Raw genomic sequence first — 10,811 nt, 5'->3', positions numbered from 1 at the left:
GGATCGAGCGCGGCCGGGGGCGCTGGGGCGAGATCGCCTATGACCTCGCCCGCGACCAGTGGGGGAGGGGGGACATGTCGACCCTCATGCCGGCGGTGATCGTGCGGGGCTTCACCGACTTCGGCCTCCTGCGCCTCGAGGCCATGGTGACGGTCGGGAACGAACGGTCCTGCGCCCTGCTCAGGCGGATGGGATTCCAGCAGGAAGGCGTCCTCGCCCGGCGGGGGTACTGGAAGGGCCAGGCCTGGGACCAGCTGGTCTTCGCCCGGCTTGCGGATTGACGCCGGCCCCGCAGAGGGCCACTGCTGCAAACGGAACCAGACGGCCGGGCGGTCGCTCCTGTCCTTCGGGGCGGGGGAGGAAAGTCCGGGCTCCACTACGACATGGCGGCGGGTAACGCCCGCCGGGGGCGACCCCAGGGATAGCGCCACAGAAAGCAGACCGCCCCGGTCGCGGCCGGGGCAAGGGTGAAAGGGTGCGGTAAGAGCGCACCGCGGACCCAGCAATGGGGACGGCATGGCAAGCCCCGCCAGGAGCAAGACCGAATAGGGACCCCGCGCCGGAGCGATCCGGCAGGGCTGTCGCAGGCCCAGGGGTCCGGGTAGGTCGCGAGAACCGTCCAGCAATGGGCGGTCCAGAGGAATGATCGCCGCGCCCGCTCCGGCGGGCGGCACAGAACCCGGCTTACAGGCTGTCTGGTTTCCAGCTCGTCCCGGCGCCCCCCATTTATCAACAGAAGGCCTGCGGGACAGACCTTGGGGGAGCCCTGTTCCCTGTATGTCTTGTGGGTAGGCGGTGGAAATTAACCATATCTAGAGCAGAATCGGCTGGAATGACTTGATCCTAGATTTTCGGGTCATTGTTTCCCATTCGATCCCATGATAGCCCATTTGAACCCTGAACAGGCTCCTCCAAGCGCGGCTCCCGCCGCGGGCGAGACTGTCCCGGGCTTGGCAAGGGCGCAGCCAGAGGGGCTGCAGGGCGGGACGCTGCGGGATGTTTATCTCGACGTTCGAAAAGCAGCTGGACGCCAAGCGGCGCATTGTCGTGCCGCAGGAGTTCCGCGCCGCCGTGGCCGGCCCGTTCGACGGGGTGGTCTGTTTTCCCTCCATCGAGGCCGACTGCATCGAGGGTGGCGGCCAGGTCCTGTTCGATCGCTATCTCGGCGTGATCGGGGAGCTCGACTTCGGGGACCCTCTGCGCTCTGCTCTCGAGACCTCGATCCTTGGCGGCATGGCCCGTCTCAGCTTCGACACGGCGGGCCGGATCACCCTGCCCGAAACCCTTTGCGACGCCTTCGGCCTGTCCGACTGGGTGGTCGTGGTCGGTCTTGGCGACCGGTTCCAGATCTGGGAGCGCGACGCCTTCCAGGCCCATCGCTCCGCCCAGAGGGAGGCCGCCAGGGAGGGGCTCGCCCAGCTTCGCGCAGCCCAGAGGGCGCAGCGGTCCGGGCTCGCCGGATGACCGGGCCTCATCTTCCCGTCCTCCTGGCGGAAGTCGTCGCCGCCATCGCGCCCGGGCCGGGGCGGCACGTGGTGGACGGCACCTTCGGCGCGGGTGGCTACTCCCGCGCCTTCCTCGCCGCCGGCGCCCGGGTCACGGCCTTCGACAGGGATCCGTCCGCCGCCCGCTTTGCCGAGGGTCTGGGAGAGGGCTTCACTCTGATCTGCGCACCCTTCTCCACCATGGCCGACGTCCTGGGCGACGGTGCAGTCGATGGCGTGGCCCTGGACCTGGGCGTCTCCTCGATGCAGCTGGACGAGCCCGACCGCGGGTTTTCCTTCCTGCGCGACGGCCCTCTCGACATGCGCATGGGCGGGGCCGGCGAGACGGCGGCCGACATCGTCAACACCGCCGAAGCGGCGGAGATCGCGCGCATCCTCTGGTTGTATGGCGAAGAGCGGCAATCCCGGCGGATCGCCTCGGCCATTGTTCGTCGAAGGGTCACCCAACCCTTCACCCGCACCACCGATCTCGCGGAGGTGATCGAGCGGGCCCTCGGTGGGCGTCGCGGCGCGCGGGTTCATCCGGCGACACGGTCATTCCAGGCCCTGCGGATCGCGGTGAATGATGAGCTGGCCGAACTTGACGCCGGGCTTGTGGCCGCCGAGCGCGTCCTCCGGCCCGGCGGGCGCCTCGCCGTCGTGACCTTCCACTCCCTCGAAGACCGCAGGGTCAAGACCTTCCTGGCCGAGCGGTCCGGCCGCACGCCCGGCGGCTCGCGGCACGCCCCGGAGCCCCCGAGGGGCGCCGATCCAAGCTTCGGCCTGCTCGGATCGGGGAGCGGCGGGCCCGGCGAGGCCGAGATGGCCGCCAACCCTCGCGCGCGGTCCGCACGGCTCCGGGCTGCAGAGCGGACATCGGCCCCGGCCTGGAGGGCGGCGGCATGACCCTCTTCGAGCGGCGTCTCCTCGGTTTCAGGACTGTCGACGTCGGTCTCTTCCTGGTCCTCGTCTCGCTGATCCTCGGGGTTTACCTAGGCAAGACCATGGCCGGGGGAGAGCGTGGCCAGATCGCCGCCACCGAGCGAAGCATCGCCGAGGAACGCGACCGGATTCTCGTCCTGGAGGCCGAGGTGGCCCACCTGGAGCGACCTGAACGGCTGGCGAGCCTTGCCCGAACCTATGGCGGCCTCGCGCCGGTGGCGTCGAGCCGGGAGATCACCTCCGAGGGCCTCGCAGACGCCCTCCAGGCGCCGGCGCCCGCGGTTCCGCAGCTTCTGGTCGTCGCCGCGCCAGGCCTTCCGGAGGCCGCGGCCGAGACGTCAGTGGTCGCCGAGGACGCTCCGGCCGCCGCGCCGGCTCCCGCCCCCGCCCCCGCCCCCGCCCCCGCCCCTGGCCGGAGCCCGACGCCATGAGCCTGACCTATCCCGGGATGCCCGCCCCCGGCTGGCGCTGGATCAAGGAGAGGCTTTGGGGGCTTGAGCGCGCCTTCGAGAAGGCGCGGGCCTCCGGTCGGGCGGAGAATGACGCCCGATTCCGGATCTTCGCCGTTCTGGCGCTGTTCGTGGTCGGGTTTCTCTGCCTGGCGGTGGGGGCCACCCGCCTCGCCCTGTTCCCGGGTCTCGAGATCGCAACCCGGGGGGGCGGATCGGAGGGGCCGGGCCGGGCGCCCCTGGTCGATCGTCACGGGGTCCTGCTTGCAGCGGACCTGCCCTACTACACCCTCTATCTCGATCCGCGGGATGTCTGGGACCGAAAGGAAACCCGGGCGGCCCTGCTTGAGGTCCTGCCCGAGCTCTCTGAGAGCCGGCTTGACCGGGCGATGGCCGCGACCCGGCGAACCTTCCTCGCCGGCCCGCTCTCTCCGGCGGAACGCGAGCGCGTGCACGCCCTTGGCCTGCCAGGCCTGGTCTTTGAGCAGGAGCCCCGGCGCCTGTATCCGCTGGCGGGGTCCGGCGCGCACCTCATCGGTTTCTCCGACACCGGAGGACAGGGCCTGTCCGGAGCAGAGCGCGCCCTGAACGAACGTATCCGGGCCGGCGCGGCCGACCGTTATCCCACCCCCCTGTCGGTGGATCTGCGGGTCCAGGCCGCCCTCGATGACGAGTTGTCCGCCGCCGCCACCAGGCTCCAGGCCAAGGGCGCCGTCGGCCTCATCACGAATGTTCAGACCGGCGAGGTCCTGGCCATGTCGTCCTGGCCGACCTTCGATCCGAACCATGCAGGTGAGGCTTCCGCCGATCAGCTTCGCAACAGCGCCGTCGCCTCGGTCTTCGAGATGGGGTCGACCTTCAAGGTCTTCACCGTCGCCGTCGGGCTGGACACCGGCCAGGTTACTCTGGAGACGCTTTTCCAGACGACGCGCGGCCAGCGGATCGGTTCCCGGGTCATCCGGGACCTGCATGCCGCCGATCACGACCTGACCGTCACGGACATCTTCCTGAAGTCCTCCAACATCGGGGCGAGCCAGATCGCTCTCAAGGTCGGCGGTCCGGCCATGACCCAGTACTTCGAGGCCTTCGGGCTCTTCCGGGCGGCCCCGATCGAGCTCCTGGAGTCCGCCCGGCCTATCCTGCCCCGCGAGTGGAACCCCAATACGGTGGCCTCCACGTCCTTCGGCCACGCCATCTCGGTCTCGCCGGTCGCCCTGGCGGCGGGCGTCGGATCGGTGGTCAACGGTGGCCGTTACCTGCCCCTGACCCTCCAGCCCGTCCGGGCGGGCGCCCGCCCGGAAGGACGCCGGGTGATCCGTGAGGAAACCTCCCGGCAGATGCTGGGCCTGATGCGGCGGAATGTCCTTGAGGGATCGGGACGCCGGGCCAACGCCGCCGGACTTCGTGTCGGCGGGAAGACCGGCTCTGCGGAGAAGGTCATCGAAGGCCGGTATGTCCGCGACAAGGTGCTGGCCTCCTTCGCCGGGGTGTTTCCGACCGATGGCGACATCGGAGACGACCGGTATCTGGTCCTGATCATGATCGACGAGCCCGTGGCCGACGCGGAGTCCGGCGGCCGGACCGGGGGGCTGACGGCCGCCCCCACGGCCGGAAAGGTCATCGACCGGATCGCGCCCTTCCTCGGGGTCAACAGAAGGTTCGAGCAGGTCGCAGCCCTTCCGGCGACGGCCGGCTTGGTCGCCGTTCCCTCTGCCCCCGGATCGACGGCCCGTCTCCCGCAGGCGTCCGCTCCTGCGGCGCCCGCGCCTTCCTCTGCTGCAGGGCGTTGACCCGGATGCGCCTGTCCCAGCTCCTGAATCGGGACCTGCCGGCCGACCCGGACATCACCGGGGTCACCGCCGACAGCCGCAAGGTCGGACCCGGCGTCCTGTTCGCCGCCCTTCCGGGAGTGGCCCGGGACGGCGCCGACTTCGCCCCGCAGGCGGTCGCCGCCGGCGCCGCCGCAATCCTTTGTGGCCGCGAACTGCCGGACCTCTCGGTCCCGGTGATCGTGAGCCAGGATCCCCGTCGCGCCTACGCCCTCGCCGCCTCGGCCTTCCATGGACGCCAGCCGCAGGTCGTGTCGGCTGTGACGGGCACAAACGGCAAGACCTCGGTGGCCGGATTCCGCCGGCAGATCGCCGCCGCCTGCGGCCACCGCTCCGCCAGCATGGGAACGCTGGGTGTTCTCGTCTCGGGTCCGGGCCTCCCGGATCGCGCGCTGACCCCCGCCGGGCTGACCACGCCGGACGCGGGCGACGTGGCCGCCCTCCTGGCCCAGCTGGCCAGCGAGGGGGTGACCGACCTCGCCATGGAGGCCTCCTCCCACGGCCTTGACCAGAGGCGGCTGGACGGGGTGCGCCTCTCGGCGGCCGCCTTTCTGAACCTCACCCAGGACCACCTGGACTATCATGGCGACATGGCCAGCTATCAGGCCGCCAAGCTGCGCCTCTTCGACACCCTGCTGCCCCGCGGCGCTCCGGCGGTCCTGAACGCGGACTCACCGGCCTTTCCGGCCTTCGCCGCCGCGGCGACCCTTGCCGGCGCCGACCTTCTGACCTTCGGGGAAGGCGCTCGCGACCTCAGGCTCCTGGCGCGCAGCCCCCGTCCGGGGGGCCAGGTGCTGACCCTTGGCTGGGAAGGCCGGACCTGGAGGGTCGACCTGCCCCTGGCGGGCGCCTTCCAGGCTGCAAATGCATTGGCCGCCGCAGGGCTGAGCCTGGCCGTCGGAGAGGCTCCCGAGGCGACCTTTGCGGCCCTGGAGGGACTGGTCGGCGCGCCCGGCCGTCTCCAGCACGTGGGTGGCGGCCCCCGTGGCGGCGAGGCCTATGTGGACTACGCCCACACGCCCGACGGCCTGGAGACCGTCCTTGCGGCCCTGCGCCCGCATGTGACCGGCAGGCTGGTGGTGGTGTTCGGCGCCGGCGGTGATCGAGACCGGAGCAAGCGGCCCCTCATGGGCGAGGTGGCCGGTCGCCTTGCGGACCTCGCCATCGTGACCGACGACAACCCCCGCAGCGAGGATCCCTCGGTGATCCGGGCCGAGGTCCGGGCGGGACACCCGGGCCTTGAGGAGATCGGGGACCGACGGGCGGCGATCCGCATCGCCGCCGCCGGCCTGCGGAGCGGCGATGTCCTGGTCGTCGCTGGCAAGGGACATGAACAGGGTCAGATCGTCGCAGGCGTCGTCCATCCCTTTGACGACATCGCCGAGACCAGGGCCGCTCTGGAGTCGCAGGCATGACCCGGCGCGCGCTCTGGACGGCGTCGTCCATTGCCCGCGCGACCGGCGGCCGGGTCAACCAGGCCTTCCGGGTGCAGGGCGTCTCGATCGACACCCGCACGCTGGAGCCGGGCGATCTGTTCGTGGCCCTGGACGGGGTGCGGGATGGTCACGATTTCGTCGGGACAGCTATGGCGGCGGGGGCCGCCGGCGTCCTGGCCTCACGGCCGGTCGAGGCGCCGCATGTCCTTGTCAAGGACACCTTCCTGGCCCTCCAGGCCCTGGGTCTCGCTGCGCGCGAGCGCGCCGTGGGCGCCCGGCGCGGCGCTGTCACCGGGTCGGTGGGAAAGACCAGCGTCACTCAGGCGGTGGCGGCGGGCCTCGCCATGGCGGGCCGGGCCCACGCCTCGGTCAAGAGCTACAACAATCACATCGGCGTGCCCCTGACCCTGGCGAGGATGCCGGAGGACACCGAGCGCGCCGTCTTCGAGATCGGGATGAACCACGCCGACGAGATCACGCCCCTGTCGGGCATGGTCCGTCCCCACGCGGTCGCCATCACCACGGTGGGGCCGGTGCATGTGGAGAATTTCCCGGAGGGTGAGACAGGGGTCGCCCGCGCCAAGGCCGAAATCTTCGACGGCGCGGCCCCGGGGGCGGTCGCCGTCCTCAACGCGGACAATCGCTGGTTCGGATGCCTCGCCGCCAGGGCGCGGGCCCGGGGGCTCGCCGTGCGCGCCTTCGGGAAGACCGAGGGCGCCGACGCCCGGCTTCTCGACTTCCGGGTCGACGCCGGCCGCGGCGTCATCCGGTCCGAGATCGATGGCGGGACGGTCGACTTCACCCTGGCCCAGACCGGCGCGCACTGGGGGCTCAACGCCCTCTGCAGCCTCCTGCTTCTCGACGCCCTGGAGGTTCCGCAGGAGACGGGGCTCGCCGCCCTGTCCGGCTTTATAGCCCTGCCCGGTCGCGGCGCAGAGCAGGTCGTCCCGCTGCCCGGCGGCGGCGCCTTCACCCTGATCGACGAGAGCTACAACGCCAATCCCCTGTCCATGGCCGCCACCATCGGGTCGCTGGGCGCGCGCAGGTCTTCAGGGCGCAGGATCGTCGTCCTGACCGACATGCTGGAACTCGGCGAGGAGGGGCCCCGTTTCCATGCGGACCTGTCCCAGGCCATAGCGGACGCCGGCGTCGATCAGGTGTTCTGCGCCGGACCTCTGATGAAATCCCTGTGGGACGCCCTTCCTTCGACTCGGCGCGGCGGCTACGCCGTTGAGGCGTCAGGGCTGGCGCCGATGATTCCCCCGTCTCTGGCGGCGGGGGATCTGGTCATGGTCAAGGGATCCAACGGGTCGCGGGCCGGTCTGCTGGCCGATGCGCTGCGCGCCGTGGGATCCGGGGCCGGAGGGGCGGACTGATGCTGTACTGGCTCTATGAACAGGCGGTTGCAGCCGGCGTCTCCCTGCCCCTTCTCAACCTGATGAAGTACCTGACCTTCCGGACAGGCATGGCGCTCTTCACGGCCCAGCTGGTCGTGGTCCTCATGGGGTCCCGCTTCATTCGATGGATGCAGACCAAGCAGGGGCGCGGGCAGCCGATCCGTGCCGAAGGCATAGAGCGACATATTGTCGAGAAGGCCGGTACGCCGACCATGGGCGGCGTCATGATCCTCGCGGGTCTCTGCGCAGGCGCGCTGCTCTGGTGTGACCTTTCGAACGTCTATGTCTGGGCGGTCCTGCTGGTGACTGCGGGCTTCGGCCTCCTGGGCTTCATGGATGACTACGCCAAGGTCACGCGCCAGAGCTCGGCCGGCGTCTCGGGGCGTCTACGGCTGGGGGTCGAGACCCTCCTGGCCGCAACGGCGGTCCTGATGATGGTGCTGTGGGGCCGGCAAATCGCGCCGGACTCCGTTCTCCACACCAGCGTCGCCCTGCCGGTGCTGAAAGACGTCCTCATCAACCTTGGCTGGTTCTACCTGGCCTTCGGAGCCTTCGTGATCGTGGGGGCGGCCAATGCGGTCAACATCACGGACGGGCTGGATGGCCTGGCGACGGTCCCGGTCATGATCGCCGCCGCAGCCTTCGGCCTGATCGCCTACCTGGTGGGGAACGCGGTCTTTGCGGGCTACCTCCAGGTCCATGTCGTTCCGGGCGTCGGCGAGGTCGCCGTCTTCTGCGGCGCAGTCATTGGCGCGGGGCTAGGCTTTCTCTGGTACAACGCCCCGCCGGCCAAGATCTTCATGGGCGATACGGGATCGCTCGCCCTTGGCGGCGCCCTGGGCGCCGCCGCAGTGGCGACCAAGCACGAGATCGTCCTGGCGATTGTCGGGGGCCTCTTCGTCGCCGAGACCCTCTCGGTCATGATCCAGGTCGCCTACTTCAAGCGCACCGGGAAGCGAATCTTCCTGATGGCGCCCATCCACCATCACTTCGAGAAGCTGGGCTGGTCGGAATCGACCATCGTCATCCGCTTCTGGATCATCTCGGTCATGCTGGCCATTCTCGGCCTGGCGACCCTGAAGCTGAGATAGGGGAGGGCCGTTGATCCCGGTTCGCGGCTTCGAAGGCAAGACGGTCGCCGTCTTCGGGCTGGCCCGGACCGGACTGGCCGCCGCGCGCGCCCTCGCGGCCGGCGGCGCGGAGGTCGCGGTCTGGGACGAACGGGCCCAGGGCCTCGCGGCGGCTCAGGCGGAGGGCTTCGAGATCGTCGACCTGTCGGCCGCCGAGTGGTCCGGGTTCGACGCGCTCATGCTGTCCCCGGGTGTTCCACTGACCCATCCCGAGCCGCACTGGACCGTGCGCAAGGCCCGGGAGGCCGGTGTCGAGATCCTCGGCGACATCGAGCTCTTCGCGAGGACCGTCAACCTCGCCCCGGTCCACAAGCGTCCCCGGATCATCGCCATCACGGGCACCAACGGCAAGTCCACCACCACCGCCCTGATCGGCCACCTCTGCAGCCACGCCGGTCGGGACACCCGGATCGGCGGCAATATCGGCGTCGGCGTCCTGGACCTTCCGGACATGCACGGCGGCGCCGTCTACGTGCTGGAGCTCTCCTCCTACCAGCTGGACCTGACCTCGAGCCTCAAGCCGGATGTCTCGGTTCTCCTCAACATTTCCCCGGACCACCTGGAGCGGCATGGCGGCATGGAGGGCTATGTCGCCGCCAAGCGCCGCATCCTGATGAACCAGGGCGGCGGCGACACCGCGGTGATCGGCGTCGACGATCCCTGGGGACAGAGGCTGTGCACCGAGGTCAAGGCCTCGAACCGCCGCACCATCGTCCCGGTGTCGGCCTCCAAGGCGATCGGCAGGGGTGTCTACGCCCTCCAGGGCGTCCTTTATGACGCAACAGGGGACCGCGCCCTCCAGGTGGCCGACCTCAACAGGGCGCGATCCCTTCCCGGCCGGCATAACTGGCAGAATGCGGCGGCCGCCTATGCGGCCGTGCGCGGCCTTGGGGCCCCCGCCCCGGAGATCGCCGAGGGTTTGCTCAGCTTCCCCGGACTGGCCCACAGGATGGAGACCGTCGGACATGTGCGTGGGGTCCGCTTCGTCAACGATTCCAAGGCGACCAACAGCGACGCCGCGCGCCAGGCCCTGTCCAGCTATCCCCGGGTCTACTGGATCGCCGGCGGGCGGGCCAAGGAGGGAGGCATAGAGTCGCTGGTCGATCTCTTCCCCCGGATCGCCTGCGCCTACCTGATCGGGGAGGCGGCGCCGGAATTCGCCCGGACCCTCGAAGGGCGGGCCGCACACGTGAACTGCGCCGATCTGGCCGCGGCCGTGAGCCGGGCCTTTGCCGACGCCCGGGCCTCGGGCGAAGGCGGCGTGGTCCTGTTGTCGCCGGCCTGCGCTTCCTTCGACCAGTTCGCCGACTTCGAGGCGAGGGGCGAGGCCTTCCGCGCGGCGGTCCTCGACCTGGCCGAGTCCCAGAGCCTGAAGGGCGCGACGCCGTGAGCCTTCATCCCGCCCACGCCGCCTTCGCCCGTTCCGACCGGTCGCCGATCGGCGTCTGGTGGTGGACCATGGACCGGTGGCTCCTGGGCGCCGTCGGGATCCTCCTCGTTCTCGGAGTGATGATGGCCTTCGCCGCCAGCCCGGCTGCGGCGGCCCGGCTCAACCTGTCGGATCCCTTCCATTTCGCCCTCCGCCAGAGCGTCTTCGCCGCGGTCGGGGCGGCGATTCTCCTCGCCGCCTCCGTGCTGGATGATCGCGGAGTCCGACGGGTCGCCTTCTTCGTCTTCCTCGTCTCCATCCTGGTCATGGCGGCCCTGCCGTTCATCGGCCACAGCGCCAAGGGCGCCACGCGGTGGCTCGACCTCGGGGGATTTTCGCTTCAGCCCTCGGAGTTCATGAAGCCGGCGCTGATCGTCCTCGTCGCCTGGATGTTCGCCGAGGCGCAGAAGGGGGAGGGGGTTCCGGGCGTCACCATCGCCTTCGTTCTTTACGGAATCTCGGTCGCCCTCCTGCTGATCCAGCCCGATGTCGGGCAGACCATCCTGATCTCCATCGCCTTCGGCGCCGCATTCTGGATGGCGGGGGTCCCGATTTCCTGGGTCATGGGCATGGGGGCCCTGTCCGTCGCCGGGATGATTTCGACCTATTTCATGTTCCCTCATGTCGCGAGCCGGGTCGACCGCTTCATGAATCCGGAGACCGCCGACACCCACCAGGTCGACCGGGCGGCGGAAGCTATCGCCGCCGGCGGTCT

Annotated in this window: 10 protein-coding genes and 1 other RNA gene; all 11 read left to right on the top strand. The window is 70.2% G+C overall.

Annotated features, from left to right (window positions below; translation table 11 throughout):
• Positions 1-281: GNAT family protein (locus INE98_RS03790; RefSeq protein WP_293536703.1), on the top strand; the 281-nt coding region annotated here is incomplete at its 5' end.
• 36 nt (positions 282-317) lie between these two features.
• Positions 318-703: RNase P RNA component class A (gene rnpB / locus INE98_RS03785), an RNA gene on the top strand.
• Between the two features lie 293 nt (positions 704-996).
• Positions 997-1,464 carry a division/cell wall cluster transcriptional repressor MraZ gene (locus INE98_RS03780; RefSeq protein WP_293536701.1) on the top strand — a complete coding sequence of 156 codons (468 nt, stop codon included), beginning with the start codon at positions 997-999 and terminating at the stop codon, positions 1,462-1,464.
• On the top strand, positions 1,461-2,390 hold the full coding sequence (rsmH, locus tag INE98_RS03775; RefSeq protein WP_293536700.1) for a 16S rRNA (cytosine(1402)-N(4))-methyltransferase RsmH: 930 nt from the start codon (positions 1,461-1,463) through the stop codon (positions 2,388-2,390). Before INE98_RS03780 ends, rsmH begins: the two co-directional genes overlap by 4 nt.
• On the top strand, positions 2,387-2,857 hold the full coding sequence (locus INE98_RS03770) for a cell division protein (RefSeq protein ID WP_293536698.1): 471 nt from the start codon (positions 2,387-2,389) through the stop codon (positions 2,855-2,857). The genes rsmH and INE98_RS03770 overlap by 4 nt, the downstream gene beginning before the upstream one ends.
• The gene (locus tag INE98_RS03765) at positions 2,854-4,665 is read left to right on the top strand and encodes a penicillin-binding protein 2 (protein WP_293536696.1); all 1,812 of its coding nucleotides are present in this window, start codon (positions 2,854-2,856) and stop codon (positions 4,663-4,665) included. Before INE98_RS03770 ends, INE98_RS03765 begins: the two co-directional genes overlap by 4 nt.
• On the top strand, positions 4,662-6,119 hold the full coding sequence (locus INE98_RS03760) for a UDP-N-acetylmuramoyl-L-alanyl-D-glutamate--2,6-diaminopimelate ligase (RefSeq protein WP_293536694.1): 1,458 nt from the start codon (positions 4,662-4,664) through the stop codon (positions 6,117-6,119). Before INE98_RS03765 ends, INE98_RS03760 begins: the two co-directional genes overlap by 4 nt.
• Positions 6,116-7,516 (top strand): UDP-N-acetylmuramoyl-tripeptide--D-alanyl-D-alanine ligase, encoded by a 1,401-nt coding sequence (gene murF / locus INE98_RS03755; protein WP_293536692.1) that lies wholly within the window; start codon positions 6,116-6,118, stop codon positions 7,514-7,516. The genes INE98_RS03760 and murF overlap by 4 nt, the downstream gene beginning before the upstream one ends.
• The gene (gene mraY / locus INE98_RS03750) at positions 7,516-8,628 is read left to right on the top strand and encodes a phospho-N-acetylmuramoyl-pentapeptide-transferase (RefSeq protein WP_293536690.1); all 1,113 of its coding nucleotides are present in this window, start codon (positions 7,516-7,518) and stop codon (positions 8,626-8,628) included. The genes murF and mraY overlap by 1 nt, the downstream gene beginning before the upstream one ends.
• Before the next feature lie 10 nt (positions 8,629-8,638).
• The gene (gene murD / locus INE98_RS03745; protein ID WP_293536688.1) at positions 8,639-10,057 is read left to right on the top strand and encodes a UDP-N-acetylmuramoyl-L-alanine--D-glutamate ligase; all 1,419 of its coding nucleotides are present in this window, start codon (positions 8,639-8,641) and stop codon (positions 10,055-10,057) included.
• The coding region (locus INE98_RS03740) for an FtsW/RodA/SpoVE family cell cycle protein (protein WP_293536687.1) at positions 10,054-10,811 on the top strand (758 nt) is incomplete at its 3' end. The genes murD and INE98_RS03740, both read left to right, overlap by 4 nt.

This window comes from Phenylobacterium sp. (genome assembly GCF_020253645.1).
Taxonomy (GTDB): domain Bacteria; phylum Pseudomonadota; class Alphaproteobacteria; order Caulobacterales; family Caulobacteraceae; genus Phenylobacterium.
This window is presented reverse-complemented; position numbering and strand designations above follow the sequence as displayed.

Coding starts and splice junctions, on each gene's coding strand:
- INE98_RS03780 (WP_293536701.1), top strand. CDS start 997: ATGTTTATCTCGACGTTCGAAAAGCAGCTGGACGCCAAGCGGCGCATT.
- rsmH (WP_293536700.1), top strand. CDS start 1,461: ATGACCGGGCCTCATCTTCCCGTCCTCCTGGCGGAAGTCGTCGCCGCC.
- INE98_RS03770 (WP_293536698.1), top strand. CDS start 2,387: ATGACCCTCTTCGAGCGGCGTCTCCTCGGTTTCAGGACTGTCGACGTC.
- INE98_RS03765 (WP_293536696.1), top strand. CDS start 2,854: ATGAGCCTGACCTATCCCGGGATGCCCGCCCCCGGCTGGCGCTGGATC.
- murF (WP_293536692.1), top strand. CDS start 6,116: ATGACCCGGCGCGCGCTCTGGACGGCGTCGTCCATTGCCCGCGCGACC.
- mraY (WP_293536690.1), top strand. CDS start 7,516: ATGCTGTACTGGCTCTATGAACAGGCGGTTGCAGCCGGCGTCTCCCTG.